16 protein-coding genes and 1 tRNA gene are annotated in these 12,471 nt (G+C 61.5%); 1 reads left to right on the top strand and 16 read right to left on the bottom strand.

The annotated features are described in order from the left end of the window. Positions 1–16: 16 nt before the first annotated feature. The 8 genes from B0G73_RS26830 to B0G73_RS26795 all read right to left on the bottom strand — a co-directional run bounded on the left by B0G73_RS26830 (position 17) and on the right by B0G73_RS26795 (position 6,667). The gene (locus B0G73_RS26830) at positions 17–1,141 is read right to left on the bottom strand and encodes a class I SAM-dependent methyltransferase (protein WP_106284209.1); all 1,125 of its coding nucleotides are present in this window, start codon (positions 1,139–1,141) and stop codon (positions 17–19) included. Between the two features lie 391 nt (positions 1,142–1,532). Next, positions 1,533–1,608: transfer RNA gene (locus tag B0G73_RS26825), tRNA-Thr, on the bottom strand. 19 nt (positions 1,609–1,627) lie between these two features. Then, positions 1,628–2,137, bottom strand: coding sequence for a ClpXP protease specificity-enhancing factor (locus B0G73_RS26820; protein ID WP_106284208.1), 510 nt, complete (start codon positions 2,135–2,137; stop codon positions 1,628–1,630). Between the two features lie 69 nt (positions 2,138–2,206). Beyond that, the gene (locus B0G73_RS26815; RefSeq protein WP_006052302.1) at positions 2,207–2,818 is read right to left on the bottom strand and encodes a glutathione S-transferase N-terminal domain-containing protein; all 612 of its coding nucleotides are present in this window, start codon (positions 2,816–2,818) and stop codon (positions 2,207–2,209) included. Positions 2,819–2,913: 95 nt separating this feature from the next. Beyond that, positions 2,914–3,669, bottom strand: a complete 756-nt coding sequence (locus B0G73_RS26810) for a cytochrome c1 (protein WP_106284207.1) — start codon at positions 3,667–3,669, stop codon at positions 2,914–2,916. A 21-nt stretch (positions 3,670–3,690) separates the two neighbouring features. Beyond that, entirely contained in the window at positions 3,691–5,070 is a 1,380-nt protein-coding gene (locus tag B0G73_RS26805) for a cytochrome bc complex cytochrome b subunit (protein WP_106284206.1), read from the bottom strand. Beyond that, positions 5,070–5,690 (bottom strand): ubiquinol-cytochrome c reductase iron-sulfur subunit, encoded by a 621-nt coding sequence (gene petA, locus B0G73_RS26800; RefSeq protein WP_106284205.1) that lies wholly within the window; start codon positions 5,688–5,690, stop codon positions 5,070–5,072. Before petA ends, B0G73_RS26805 begins: the two co-directional genes overlap by 1 nt. Before the next feature lie 230 nt (positions 5,691–5,920). Beyond that, complete coding sequence (locus tag B0G73_RS26795) at positions 5,921–6,667, bottom strand: Nif3-like dinuclear metal center hexameric protein (protein WP_106284204.1); 747 nt, start codon at positions 6,665–6,667, stop codon at positions 5,921–5,923. A 19-nt stretch (positions 6,668–6,686) separates the two neighbouring features. On the opposite strand from B0G73_RS26795, the gene B0G73_RS26790 reads away from it, so the two are divergent. Beyond that, positions 6,687–7,910: a Do family serine endopeptidase gene (locus B0G73_RS26790; RefSeq protein ID WP_106284203.1), complete on the top strand. Its 1,224-nt coding sequence runs from the start codon at positions 6,687–6,689 to the stop codon at positions 7,908–7,910. 135 nt (positions 7,911–8,045) lie between these two features. Here B0G73_RS26790 and tatC read toward each other — a convergent pair whose 3' ends face one another. The 8 genes from tatC to hisF all read right to left on the bottom strand — a co-directional run bounded on the left by tatC (position 8,046) and on the right by hisF (position 12,407). Then, positions 8,046–8,825: a twin-arginine translocase subunit TatC gene (gene tatC / locus B0G73_RS26785; protein WP_106284202.1), complete on the bottom strand. Its 780-nt coding sequence runs from the start codon at positions 8,823–8,825 to the stop codon at positions 8,046–8,048. Between the two features lie 34 nt (positions 8,826–8,859). Beyond that, positions 8,860–9,378 carry a Sec-independent protein translocase protein TatB gene (gene tatB / locus B0G73_RS26780; protein WP_106284201.1) on the bottom strand — a complete coding sequence of 173 codons (519 nt, stop codon included), beginning with the start codon at positions 9,376–9,378 and terminating at the stop codon, positions 8,860–8,862. Between the two features lie 39 nt (positions 9,379–9,417). After that, complete coding sequence (gene tatA / locus B0G73_RS26775) at positions 9,418–9,657, bottom strand: Sec-independent protein translocase subunit TatA (RefSeq protein ID WP_106284200.1); 240 nt, start codon at positions 9,655–9,657, stop codon at positions 9,418–9,420. Between the two features lie 236 nt (positions 9,658–9,893). Next, positions 9,894–10,259 carry a histidine triad nucleotide-binding protein gene (locus B0G73_RS26770; protein ID WP_106284199.1) on the bottom strand — a complete coding sequence of 122 codons (366 nt, stop codon included), beginning with the start codon at positions 10,257–10,259 and terminating at the stop codon, positions 9,894–9,896. An 81-nt stretch (positions 10,260–10,340) separates the two neighbouring features. Beyond that, complete coding sequence (locus B0G73_RS26765; protein WP_106284198.1) at positions 10,341–10,736, bottom strand: hypothetical protein; 396 nt, start codon at positions 10,734–10,736, stop codon at positions 10,341–10,343. A gap of 93 nt (positions 10,737–10,829) precedes the next feature. Next, complete coding sequence (locus B0G73_RS26760; RefSeq protein ID WP_106284197.1) at positions 10,830–11,225, bottom strand: phosphoribosyl-ATP diphosphatase; 396 nt, start codon at positions 11,223–11,225, stop codon at positions 10,830–10,832. Then, positions 11,222–11,632 (bottom strand): phosphoribosyl-AMP cyclohydrolase, encoded by a 411-nt coding sequence (hisI, locus tag B0G73_RS26755; protein ID WP_181196648.1) that lies wholly within the window; start codon positions 11,630–11,632, stop codon positions 11,222–11,224. The genes B0G73_RS26760 and hisI overlap by 4 nt, the downstream gene beginning before the upstream one ends. A 1-nt stretch (position 11,633) precedes the next feature. Further along, positions 11,634–12,407 carry an imidazole glycerol phosphate synthase subunit HisF gene (gene hisF, locus B0G73_RS26750; RefSeq protein WP_013589770.1) on the bottom strand — a complete coding sequence of 258 codons (774 nt, stop codon included), beginning with the start codon at positions 12,405–12,407 and terminating at the stop codon, positions 11,634–11,636. Positions 12,408–12,471 lie beyond the last annotated feature (64 nt).

The following is a 12,471-nucleotide window of genomic DNA, read 5'->3' as shown; positions in this document are numbered from 1 at the left end:
CAATGCGTCTCACCGCTTAGCGCGCCTTCAGACGCCACAGCGACGTCACTTCGGCCATGCGCGCCGTGTGCAGCGCATCGGTTTCATCGGTCGACTTGGGGTGACGCGGACGAATGTCCTCGCGGCCCACCACGCTCAAACCCGCCTTGTCGATGGCCGCCAGCAACCAGTCGCGCGTGCGCAAACCGAGATGCTCGGCGAAATCCGACATGATCAGCCAGCCTTCCCCACCCGGCGACAGATGCTCCGCCAAGCCGTTAAGGAAGCCGAGCAGCATGCGGCTTTCCGGATCGTAGATCGCGTACTCGATCGGCGAAGCGGGTCTCGCCGGCACCCACGGCGGATTGCACACCACGAGCGGCGCGCGCCCTTCGGGAAACAGATCGGCCTGCACGACGTCGACCTGCTGGTCGTAACCGAGACGCGTGAGGTTTTCGCGCGCGCAAGCGAGCGCACGCGGATCCTGATCGGTAGCGATGATTTTCTTCACGCCGCGTTTAGCGAGCAGCGCCGACAACACGCCCGTGCCCGTGCCGATATCGAACGCCTTGTTCAACGAAGGCAGCGGCGTGCGCGCGACGAGATCCACATATTCGCCGCGCACCGGCGAGAACACGCCGTAATGCGGATGAATCCGGTCGCCCAGCGCGGGAATCTCGACGCCCTTCTTGCGCCACTCGTGCGCGCCGATCATGCCGAGCAGTTCACGCAGCGACACGACGGACGGTTCGTCGTTCGACGGTCCGTAGGTTTCGACGCAAGCTTGCTGGACATCGGGCGCGCGGCGCAGCGGAATGGTGTACGTGGCGTCGAGCGGAATCAGAATCATGCCGAGCGTACGCGCGCGCTGCGACTGCGCTTGGCGATGCAGATTGAATGCGTCGAGCGGCGTTTCGCCCTGCTTGCGCGGCTTACGCTCCAGTCGGCGCGTCACCGCTTGCAGCAGCTGGCGAGCGTTCTGGAAGTCGCCGTTCCACAGGAGCGCGGTCCCTTCGCACGCGAGTCGGTACGCGGAATCGGCGGTGGTGCGGTCGTCCGCAACGATGACGCGCCTGGGCGGCGGCACGGCTGCTTCGGAGCGCCAACGCGCGGTGCGGGGGCCGTCGGCTTCGGGCCAGGTGATGGTTGCAGGGCTGGTCATGGTGAGGTGGGATCGGTGTTGCGGGAGCGACGCGCTGAGGAGACGCGTCATCGGGGGCGGTGCCCGCCGGAGTAATTGGAAGCGTTGCCGACTGACGCCCGAATAGTACCTCTGTCGTCCGGGTCCGCGGTGCGCTATTCGCTGGTCGGACGGGTAAGGCGCGTTATCTGCCGGCCTTGCCGACAAATCGTAGACTTTACAGTCCACAATCGACAAGGTGAAAGAGATATGGTGATTTTGGACCGATTTGCGGCTCACCGATATTTCATGAAACCAGTCCTTTTTCAGACGGACGCGCCGCGCAGCGGCTCGGACACGGTGACTTCGTGGATAAGCGCGCACCAAGAAAAAACGGGGTTTCTGATTGAACAGAAACCCCGTTTAGTACAACTGGTGCCGGCTGCAGGACTCGAACCCGCCACCTCATGATTACAAGTCAAGCGCTCTACCTGATGAGCTAAGCCGGCATGAGGCCGTGATTCTACTTCATTTTACGATCTTGAGGCGAGCCCTTCCGCCGCCTTTTGAGCCATCGTCGTCGGGCTGCGGTCCGGTCGCCTCGCTATCCGCTTTGGCGGTGGCGGCACCCGTAGCGGGCGCCGTTTCGACTGCTCGCGGCGCGGGCGCTTCGGTCTCGTCCGCCACTTCCGCGTCCGCGCCCGAATCCTGCGCTTCACCGCCTGCCGACTCGACCGGGAATGCCATGCCCTGGCCGTTCTCGCGCGCATAGATCGCAAGAATGTTGGTGATCGGCACCTCGATCTTGTGCGACTTGCCGGAGAAACGCGCGCTGAACTCGATCCACTCGTTGCCCATCTGCAGCTGGCTGGTCGCCTCGAAGCTGATGTTCAACACGATTTCGTTATCGCGCACGAACTGACGCGGCACGCGCGTCTGATTGTCGACCCGGACCGCGATGTGCGGCGTATAGCCGTTATCCGTGCACCACTCGTAGAGTGCGCGCAGCAGGTAGGGCTTGGTGGAAATCTCTTGCATCTACAGTCCTCTAACGGACGCGGGCCCGCGCCCACTCGACCGCGCGGCGCCCTCGTCCAAAAGCCAAGCTCAACGACGCATCACCTTTTCCGAAGGCGTCAGCGCTTCGATATAAGCCGGGCGGCTGAAAATGCGCTCGGCGTATTTCATGAGCGGTGCGGCGTTCTTCGACAGTTCGATGCCGTAATGATCCAGACGCCACAGCAACGGCGCGATCGCGACGTCGAGCATCGAGAACTCTTCGCCGAGCATGTACTTGTTCTTCAGGAAGATCGGCGCGAGTTGCGTCAGACGATCGCGGATCGCGAGACGGGCTTTCTCGTGATTCTTCTCCGCAGCCTTGCCCTTTTCGTTTTCGAGCGTGCCGACGTGCACGAACAGCTCTTTCTCGAAGTTCAGCAGGAACAGGCGGGCACGCGCGCGCTGAACCGGATCGGCCGGCATCAGTTGCGGGTGCGGGAAGCGCTCGTCGATATACTCGTTGATGATGTTCGATTCGTACAGAATCAGGTCCCGTTCGACGAGAATCGGCACCTGACCATACGGATTCATCACGGCGATGTCTTCCGGCTTGTTAAACAGGTCGACGTCGCGGATCTCGAAGTCCATGCCCTTTTCGAACAACACCAGCCGGCAGCGCTGGGAGAACGGGCAAGTTGTGCCGGAATACAGAACCATCATGTTTACGTTTCCTCAAAAAGCTGAAAGGCCAGCGCGCGGAAAAACCGTCCAACAGGTTTTTCCTGGCGCCGGCCCCACGCCGGGTGACGGCGTGATTATTTGATATGTTTCCAGTACGCGGCGTTCAATCGCCAGGCGAAAAAGCTCAGGATACCGAGGAACAACAGCACCCACACGCCAAGCTGTTTGCGGGTTTTCTGGGTCGGTTCGGACATCCATGACAGGTACGACACGAGGTCGGCCACAGCAGAATCATAATCTACCGGCGACATCGTCCCCGGAGTGACCTGCTGGAAGCCGACAAATTTGTGTACCGTCTCGCCAGTTTTTTCGTCGGTTTCATCCCCGAACTTCGCGGTACGTTCGCCCTGAAGCTGCCACAGCACGTGAGGCATGCTCACGTTTTCATACACCAGATTGTTCCAGCCGGTCGGCCGCGTATTGTCGCGATAAAAAGTGCGCAAATACGTGTACAGCCAGTCCTTGCCGCGCGCCCGCGCTTCCACCGACAAATCGGGCGGACTCGCGCCGAACCACGCTTGCGCGTCGGCCGGCCGCATCGCCACGGTCATCGTGTTGCCGACTTTATCCGTGGTGAACAGCAGGTTCGCCTGAATTTCGTTCGGCGTAATGCCGATGTCGGTCAGGCGGTTGTAGCGCATCAGGTTCGCGCTGTGGCAATTCAGGCAGTAGTTTACAAACAATCGCGCGCCGTGCTGCAAGGACGCGAAATTTTCCGCGTTATCCGGCGCGCGGTCGAGAGGGAAATTCTCGTCCGCGTACGCCGGGGTGGCCAGCACCGCGAGCAGTGTCGCGCCGATCAGCGCGCACTTCGTAAGCAGTTTTTTCATTCGTGTTCTCCTGGCTCGCGATTAGTGAGGCTTGAACCGCACCCGCTCGGGCGGCTGCTTGAACGTGCCAAGCCGCGTCCAGAACGGCATACCGAGGAAAAACGCGAAGTAGATCAGCGCACAGACCTGCGCGATCAACGTGGCGGCCGGCGACGGTGGCTTGGTGCCGAGGAAAGCCAGCGTCAGGAACACGAGCACGAAGATCCCGTAGAACACCTTGTGAAAAAACGGCCGGTAGCGAATCGACTTGACCGGCGAGCGGTCGAGCCAAGGCAGGAAGAACAGCGACACCACCGCGCCGCCCATCACCACCACACCCCAGAACTTCGATTCGGTCAGCGCCATGGCCAGGATCACCAGCACAGCGAGCACCGGCAGGCCGAGCTTCCACTTGCCGCGCGCGCGCACCAGCGCGAGCACGCCGAGCAACCCGATTATCACCATCAGCACGATCTTGAACGGATCGGTCGTGGCGCGCAGCATCGCGTAGAAAGCCGTGAAGTACCACACCGGAGCGATTTCAGGCGGTGTTTGCAGCGGGTTGGCCGGCACGAAGTTGTTCGCTTCGAGGAAGTAGCCGCCCATCTCCGGCGCGAAGAAAATGATCGCCGCGAAGATGATCAGGAACACCGTGACACCCATGAAATCGTGCACCGAGTAGTACGGGTGGAACGGAATGCCGTCGAGCGGAATGCCGTCCGGGTCCTTCTTCGCCTTGATTTCGATGCCGTCCGGGTTGTTCGATCCCACTTCGTGCAGCGCGACCAGGTGGGCGACCACCAGACCGATCAGCACCAGCGGAATCGCGATCACGTGGAACGCGAAGAAGCGGTTCAGCGTGACGTCCGAAACCACATAGTCGCCGCGAATCCACAGCGACAGATCCGGCCCGATGAACGGAATCGCCGAGAACAGGTTGACGATCACCTGCGCGCCCCAGAACGACATCTGGCCCCACGGCAGCAGATAGCCAAAAAACGCCTCAGCCATCAGGCACAGGAAAATCGCGCAGCCGAAAATCCACACCAGTTCGCGCGGCTTGCGGTACGACCCGTACATCAGCCCACGGAACATATGCAGGTAGACGACGACGAAAAACATCGACGCGCCCGTGGAGTGCATATAGCGAATCAGCCAGCCCCACGGCACCTCGCGCATGATGTACTCGACCGACGCGAACGCGAGCGTTGCGTCGGGCTTGTAGTTCATGGTGAGGAAGATGCCGGTGACGATCTGGTTGACCAGCACCAGCAGGGCAAGCGAACCGAAGAAGTACCAGAAGTTGAAGTTCTTCGGCGCGTAGTACTCGGAAACGTGCTTCTTCCAGGTGGAAGTCAGCGGAAAGCGCCGGTCGATCCAGCCGACCAGCCCGGTCGTCTCTACTTCGTGTTCGATCGCCATTACGCGTCTCCTTTCTCGTCCTTGCCGATCACGAGGCCGGTGGCCGAGGTGAACATGTAAGGCGGAATGTCGAGGTTCTGCGGCGCAGGTTTGTTCTTGAAGACGCGGCCGGCCATGTCATAGGTCGAGCCATGGCAAGGGCACAGGAAGCCGCCTGGCCAGTCGTCTGGAAGATTGGGCTGCGCGCCCTCCTGGAAGCGCGGCGTTGGCGTACAGCCCAGATGGGTGCACACGGCGACGGCGACGAAAAGGTTTTTGTGGTCGGTGCGTGAACGGAACTCGTTGTTGCAGTACTCCGGCAACGGCATCGAAAAAGGATTCTTGGTGTGGGGATCCGCTACTTCGTTATCGGCTTTCTGGACATCGGCGAGCATACGGTCGGTGCGGTTGATGATCCACACGGGCTTACCACGCCAGGCAACGGTCTTCATGTCGCCGGGCTTGAGATCACTGATATCGACTTCGACCGGGGCACCTGCTGCCTTGGCCTTTTCAGATGGTGCAAACGAACTAACAAAGGGTACGACAGTGGCAACGCCTCCTATGCCACCTGCTACGGTCGTCGCTATCAGCCAGGTACGGCGGCTGCCGTCGACGCGTTCATCTTCCTTGTCTCGCATCACACGCCCCACTTCTGAGTTGGATTTTTCCTTCACGTCTCTTCTACCGCCGCTAGTTTGCGCGAATGGAGTCGCCATTTACAAGGCCCGATTGCCAAAAACCGTGCGAAGCCTTTGATAAATCAGGGTTACTCCGTACGGATCGCAAACTTTTTCGCACCTCCTTTTAAGTGCCCTCTGCGTTATTCGTGCCTTTTTCTTCCCTAATGCGTTTTACGTAACTCGGCGATTCAAACCGGATTAGGGATATCGATAAACAGATGCTCGATATCGAACTGCTCGGACAGATGCTTGCCCACCGCCTGCACGCCGAAGCGCTCGGTGGCATGGTGGCCCGCCGCGAGAAACGCGACGCCGCTTTCCGCCGACGTGTGCATCACCGATTCCGACACTTCGCCGGTCAGATAAACGTCGGCGCCCGCGTTGATGGCCGCGTCGAACATGCCTTGCGCGGCGCCCGTGCACCAGCCCACGCGGCGCAGTTCGCGGTCCGCGTCGCCGAATACGAGCGGCGTGCGGCCGAGCGTCTGCTCGACTTGCGCGGTGAAGTGCGCGAGCGTGATCGGCATGGGAAACGTGGCGAGCCAGCCGAGGTCGTTCTCGCCGAAGCGCGCGTCGCTGATCCAGCCCATCTTCTGGCCGATCTGCGCGTTGTTGCCGAACTCGGGATGGTCGTCGAGCGGCAGGTGATAGGCGAACAGGTTCAGGTCGTTGGCGATCAGCAGCTTGAGCCGCGCGTGTTTGCGGCCGGTGATCTGCGGCGCTTCGTTGCGCCAGAAGTAGCCGTGATGAACCAGCACGGCGTCCGCGCCCCAATCGAGCGCGGCCTCCAGAAAGGCCGCCGAAGCGGTCACGCCGGTCGCGAGCTTATTGATCTTGCGACGCCCTTCGACCTGCAATCCATTAGGGCAATAGTCCTTGAAGCGCGCGGTTTCAAGGAGATTGTTCAAGTACAATTCAAGTTCGATCCGATCCATATAAACCTCTAGTCTTCAGATGCTTAGACGCTTTTGGCTGTTCTTTGCCCAAGCGGTGACCGTGCTGTTGGCGCTCATGTTCATCATTGCGACCCTCAAACCGCAGTGGCTGCAGCGTCAAGGGCAATTCGGCAAGCAACTCGCCGAACCGATCGTCGCGCTGCGGGAAGTAGCGCCAGGCATCGGCAGCGGCCCAGCTCAGGCGTCGTACGCGGACGCCGCGCAAAAGGCCATGCCCGCGGTCGTCAATGTGTTTTCCAGCAAGGATGGCTCACTGCCGCCCGACCCGCGCGCGAAAGATCCGCTGTTCCGCTACTTCTTCGGCGACAAGAACCGCAAGCAGCAGGAACAACCCGCATCCAATCTGGGCTCCGGCGTGATAGTGAGTTCGGAAGGTTACATTCTAACGAACCAGCACGTCGTGGACGGCGCCGATCAGATCGAAATCGCGCTGGCCGACGGCCGCACCACGAATGCGAAGGTGATCGGCGTCGATCCGGAAACGGATCTGGCCGTGCTCAAGGTCAACATGACCAACCTGCCCACCATCACGCTCGGCCGCATGGACCAGACGCGCGTGGGCGACGTGGTGCTCGCCATCGGCAATCCGTTCGGCGTCGGCCAGACGGTGACCATGGGCATTGTCAGCGCGCTCGGACGCAATCACCTTGGCATCAACACGTTCGAAAACTTCATTCAGACCGACGCGGCAATCAATCCGGGCAACTCGGGCGGCGCGCTCGTCGACGTGAACGGCAATCTGCTCGGCATCAACACCGCGATCTATTCCCGCTCGGGCGGCTCGCTCGGGATTGGCTTTGCGATTCCCGTCTCGACGGCGAGGAGCGTGCTCGAGAGCATCATCACCACGGGTTCGGTCACGCGCGGCTGGATCGGCGTCGAACCGCAGGACGTCACGCCGGAGATCGCCGAGTCGTTCGGGCTGGAGCAGAAGTCGGGCGCGATTGTCGCTGGCGTGCTGAAGAACGGCCCCGCGGACCGTGCGGGCATCAAGCCCGGCGACATTCTCATGAGCGTGAACGGTCAGGAGATTACCGACACCACGCGTCTTCTGAACGTGATCGCGCAGATCAAGCCGGGCACGGCGGCGAAGGTGCATCTCGTGCGCAAGAGCCATGAGATGGATCTGGAGGTCACCATCGGCAAACGCCCGCCTCCGCCGAAGCAGCCGGCTGAGGACAATGGCGGTGGCAGCGGCGATCAGGACGACGACGGTGGCTGACCATAGCGGAAGGCAAATCGAATCCAACGTCCCGCAATAAGCAAGCACAAGCCATGCGCCACGTGCCAAACAAGAAGGGCAGTCCATTACGGACTGCCCTTCTTGTTTGCGTGCGTTCGCCGAAGCGCTAAACCATCATTCCGATGCGCTCGCGTCCTCGATCACCACCGGCTGCTTGCCGACGATCAACCGCGCCGCGATGATCCCCGCCTCGTACAGCACGATCAGCGGAATCGCCAGAATCAGTTGCGAGAACACGTCCGGCGGCGTGACCACGGCCGAAATCACGAACGCGCCGACGATCACATACGGTCGAATCTCCTTGAGCTTCTTGAGCGTCACCACGTTCATGCGCACCAGCAGCACCACGACGATCGGCACTTCGAACGTCACGCCGAACGCAATGAACATGGTCAACACGAAGCTCAGGTAATTGTCGATGTCCGTGGTCATTTCCGCGCCCAGCGGCGCGTTGTAGTGCGCCATCACGCGGAAAATGGTCGGGAACACCACGAAGTACGCGAACGCCATGCCGCACAGGAACAGCGTGTAGCTGCTGCCCACCAGCGGCCCGACCAGTTTTTTCTCGTGCTGATAAAGACCTGGCGCGACGAAGGCCCAGATCTGATAGAGCACGATCGGCAGCGCGATCACGAAGGCCACCAGCATGGTCACCTTCATCGGCACGAAAAACGAGCCGGTGACGTCGGTGACGATCATCTTGCCGTCCTTCGGCAAGTTCTGCATCAAAGGCCGCGCCAGCAACCGGAAGATATCCGGCGCCCAGTATACGAGTCCGACGAACACCACGACGACGGCAAGGCCGGCGCGAATGATGCGGTCGCGCAATTCAACGAGGTGGGAAATGAAGGTCTCTTCAGTGCCTTCGTCCTGGGTTTGCTGGGGGTCGCTCACGCCGGCCCTCGGTTAGAGATTGTCGTTCTGATCATCAGAAGAACCGCGTCGGACGACGCATGCTGGCCGGTGTATGCCGCGCCACGCGCGCCGCACCCGACTGTACACGCGTGCGGCGCGTGGTCGCGCGCTTGTACCAGGTGGGCATGGCCGTCTGCTTGACGCGCCAGTTCTTGCGTTTGGCCGCCGCAGCGGGCGTGCTGCCCGACCACGACGTATTGCCGGCATCTTCTAGGGCGCCACCGGCAATGCTCGGCGACACCGACGAGCCGCTGTTCCACGCGTCGTTCATTTCGGACTCGTGCTTGCGCAGGTTGTCCTGAACGGAGGTCTGGACGTTGGTCGCGGCGGCCTCGAACTCGCTTTTCATCCGGCGCAATTCGTCGAGTTCGATTTCGCGCGTGACTTCGGCCTTCACGTCGTTGATATACCGCTGCGCGCGGCCGAACAACGCCCCGGCCGTGCGGGCGACGCGTGGCAGGCGCTCAGGCCCGAGTACGACCAGCGCGACGACGCCGATCAGCGCCATCTTGGTTAGACCGAGGTCCAGCATGAAGTGGAATGTCCGTCAGTAACGCGGTTGAGCCGCGGCTTAGCGGTAATCGCCGGAACGCGGCGTCTTTTCCTTTGCTTCCACGTCCACGGCGCCGTTGCGCGGCAGTTCGCGCTGCTGCGCTTCGGCTGCCGGCGTTTCGCCTTCCTTGATGCCTTCCTTGAAGCCCTTCACCGCGCCACCCAGATCAGTGCCGATATTGCGCAGCTTCTTCGTGCCGAACACGAGCGCTACGATCAACAACACGATCAGCCAATGCCAAATACTCAACGAACCCATGACTACTCTCCTTAACCCCGATACCGCACCGGATGCGGCGAAACTCGGGCGCCTTGCGGCATGAATCGAAGCGCGTACGCTTCATCTATACGTTACCGCGACCTTTTCGGCTGCAACCCGCGACACGGAATGTCATTGTGACCAGACGATCGCGTCGGCGTCGTTACAATGTGGCAAAAACAACGGCCGCGCTATTGTCCGCGACCAAAACTCGCTACACACCCCGCACTGCCGGGTCAGCCCATGCGCTGCCAGGGGCGCGGTCCCGCGAGAATGTGCGCGTGCAGGTGATACACCTCTTGGCCGCCGCCCGGACCGGTATTGATTACCGTGCGAAAACCCGTTTCGCCGCCGGTGTACGCCACGCCCAGTTGATCGGCCAAACGCGCCGCCAAGACCAGCATTCTACCAAGCAGCGGTGCATCGCTCTCGGTGCAGCTCGATAGGGTGGCGATGTGCTTGCGCGGAATCACCAGCACATGCGTATCCGCGGCCGGACGAATGTCGCGGAAGGCGACGAACTCGTCGTCTTCGTGGACCTTGGTCGACGGGATCTCGCCGGCGGCAATCTTGCAGAAAAGGCAGTTCGGGTCGTGGCTCATCGTATTCCTGACACAGTATGGCTGAAGCGCGAAGCCGACGCGGCGCGATTCATGTCAGGCCCGGCAACCATCGGACGAAACCTAGAACCAGCCCCGCGGATTCGCGAGCGGCTTGTTATCGTACAGATACAGCCAGCCCTTGATAATACGGTACAACATCCAGATGCTCACGGCCCACAGAACCGGAATGCCGATCACCACGAACAGCAGCACGCCGCCGATCGCATAGCCTAGCAAAGCCATCCAGAAGGAGCGGATCTGCCACTCAAAATGGGCCTCGTACGGCGTGCCCACCACGTCGGGCCGCTTCACGTAGTTGATGATGATCGCGATCAGGATCGTCAGGCCGCCTGTCAGCCAGTGGACCGCATACAGCGCGTACAGCACGTGGGTGAGCGTACGCAGGCTGCGCTCGCGCTCAGGCTCGAGAGCATTGCGATAGGCCGGCGGCGGATACCTCTCGTGCGACTGTTCCATGCTTGCGTCCTTCCAAGGATGCGATCCGATGCGTTCCTGCAATATGGGCGCTGGTGCGCTCCACTTCAACACGCAAGCGCGGACCCACTGCGATCAGTCGCCGTTCTGCTCGCGGTCGCGGCTCTTGCGCAGCGCCTTTTCCTCGATACCCGACATGCCTTCGCGGCGCTCCAGTTCGGCGAGCACGTCCGCCGGGCTCAGATCGAAGTGCGACAGCATCACGAGGCAGTGAAACCACAGGTCCGCGACTTCGCCGACGAGCGCCTTCGGCGCGCCGCCGTGGCGTGCGTCCTTGGCGGCCAACACGACTTCGGTGGCTTCTTCGCCGATCTTCTTCAGCACCGCGTCGTCGCCCTTGTGGAACAGGCGCGACACGTATGAGACGTCCGGATCGCCGCCTTTGCGGCCGTCGATGATCGCCGCGAGGCGCATCAGCGTGTCAGTCGTTGACGTGGAATTGGACGACGTGGATTGCGTGGATTGCGTCATTTGTAGATGTGTTCGGGGTCTTTCAGCACGGGATCCACGGCGACCCAGTCGCCGTCATCCACAGAGCCTTCGAATTTCTGGAAAAAGCACGAGTGGCGGCCGGTGTGGCAGGCAATGCCCGATACCTGCTCCACTTTCAGCAGCACGACGTCTTCGTCGCAATCGAGCCGCACTTCGTGCACATGCTGCACGTGGCCGGACTCTTCGCCCTTGAACCACAGGCGTTGGCGCGAACGCGAGAAATACACCGCGCGATGAGTTTCGATGGTCTTCGCCAGGGCTTCGCGGTTCATCCACGCGAACATGAGCACGTCGTTCGTCGACGCTTCCTGCGCGATCACGGGCACGAGGCCGTTCACGTCCCACTTGACCTTGTCGAGCCAATTGACTGCCGAGGGATTCACCACGTCACAACCTCACCGAAATGCCCTGATCGGCCATGAAGCGCTTGGCCTCGCCCACGGTGTGTTCGCCGTAGTGGAAAATGCTCGCGGCGAGCACCGCGTCTGCGTGGCCGCTTTTGATGCCGTCGGCCAGATGTTGCAGGTTGCCCACGCCGCCCGAAGCGATGACCGGAATCGGCACGGCGTCCGACACTGCGCGCGTGAGCGCGAGGTCGAAGCCGCTCTTGGTGCCGTCGCGATCCATGCTGGTAAGCAGGATTTCGCCCGCGCCGAGTTCGGCCATCTTGCGCGCCCATTCGACGGCTTCAAGGCCGGTGGCCTTGCGCCCGCCGTGCGTGAAGACTTCCCAGCGCGGCGGCTCGCCGTCCGCGGAGACGCGCTTCGCGTCGATTGCGACGACGATGCACTGCGAGCCGTATTTGTCCGTCGCGTCTTTCACGAGTTGCGGATTCGCCACCGCCGACGAGTTCATGCTGATCTTGTCCGCACCCGCGTTCAGCAGGCGCCGCACGTCTTCGACGGCGCGCACGCCGCCGCCGACCGTTAGCGGAATGAACACTTGCGAGGCGACGGCCTCAATGATCGGCAGGATCAGATCGCGCTGATCCGAGGTCGCGGTGATGTCGAGGAAGGTGAGTTCGTCGGCGCCCTGATCGTCATAGCGGCGGGCGATTTCAACCGGGTCGCCCGCATCGCGCAGTTCGACGAAGTTGACGCCCTTGACCACGCGGCCAGCCGTGACGTCGAGACAGGGAATGATGCGTTTAGCTAGAGCCATGATCTTGCAATTCTGCCAATACCGCTGATGAGGCCGCTCGCTTTGGAACTTCAACGAGCGGCGC

The sequence above is a fragment of the Paraburkholderia sp. BL25I1N1 genome, assembly GCF_003002025.1.
GTDB lineage: Bacteria > Pseudomonadota > Gammaproteobacteria > Burkholderiales > Burkholderiaceae > Paraburkholderia.
The sequence above is the reverse complement of the archived record's forward strand: the minus strand, read 5'-3'. Positions and strand labels throughout refer to the sequence as shown.

What these genes read in the sequence shown, in the direction of transcription:
- B0G73_RS26830 (WP_106284209.1), bottom strand. Translation starts at nt 1,141, where the DNA reads ATGACCAGCCCTGCAACCATCACCTGGCCCGAAGCCGACGGCCCCCGC.
- B0G73_RS26820 (WP_106284208.1), bottom strand. Translation starts at nt 2,137, where the DNA reads ATGCAAGAGATTTCCACCAAGCCCTACCTGCTGCGCGCACTCTACGAG.
- B0G73_RS26815 (WP_006052302.1), bottom strand. Translation starts at nt 2,818, where the DNA reads ATGATGGTTCTGTATTCCGGCACAACTTGCCCGTTCTCCCAGCGCTGC.
- B0G73_RS26810 (WP_106284207.1), bottom strand. Translation starts at nt 3,669, where the DNA reads ATGAAAAAACTGCTTACGAAGTGCGCGCTGATCGGCGCGACACTGCTC.
- B0G73_RS26805 (WP_106284206.1), bottom strand. Translation starts at nt 5,070, where the DNA reads ATGGCGATCGAACACGAAGTAGAGACGACCGGGCTGGTCGGCTGGATC.
- petA (WP_106284205.1), bottom strand. Translation starts at nt 5,690, where the DNA reads ATGCGAGACAAGGAAGATGAACGCGTCGACGGCAGCCGCCGTACCTGG.
- B0G73_RS26795 (WP_106284204.1), bottom strand. Translation starts at nt 6,667, where the DNA reads ATGGATCGGATCGAACTTGAATTGTACTTGAACAATCTCCTTGAAACC.
- B0G73_RS26790 (WP_106284203.1), top strand. Translation starts at nt 6,687, where the DNA reads ATGCTTAGACGCTTTTGGCTGTTCTTTGCCCAAGCGGTGACCGTGCTG.
- tatB (WP_106284201.1), bottom strand. Translation starts at nt 9,378, where the DNA reads ATGCTGGACCTCGGTCTAACCAAGATGGCGCTGATCGGCGTCGTCGCG.
- tatA (WP_106284200.1), bottom strand. Translation starts at nt 9,657, where the DNA reads ATGGGTTCGTTGAGTATTTGGCATTGGCTGATCGTGTTGTTGATCGTA.
- B0G73_RS26770 (WP_106284199.1), bottom strand. Translation starts at nt 10,259, where the DNA reads ATGAGCCACGACCCGAACTGCCTTTTCTGCAAGATTGCCGCCGGCGAG.
- B0G73_RS26765 (WP_106284198.1), bottom strand. Translation starts at nt 10,736, where the DNA reads ATGGAACAGTCGCACGAGAGGTATCCGCCGCCGGCCTATCGCAATGCT.
- B0G73_RS26760 (WP_106284197.1), bottom strand. Translation starts at nt 11,225, where the DNA reads ATGACGCAATCCACGCAATCCACGTCGTCCAATTCCACGTCAACGACT.
- hisF (WP_013589770.1), bottom strand. Translation starts at nt 12,407, where the DNA reads ATGGCTCTAGCTAAACGCATCATTCCCTGTCTCGACGTCACGGCTGGC.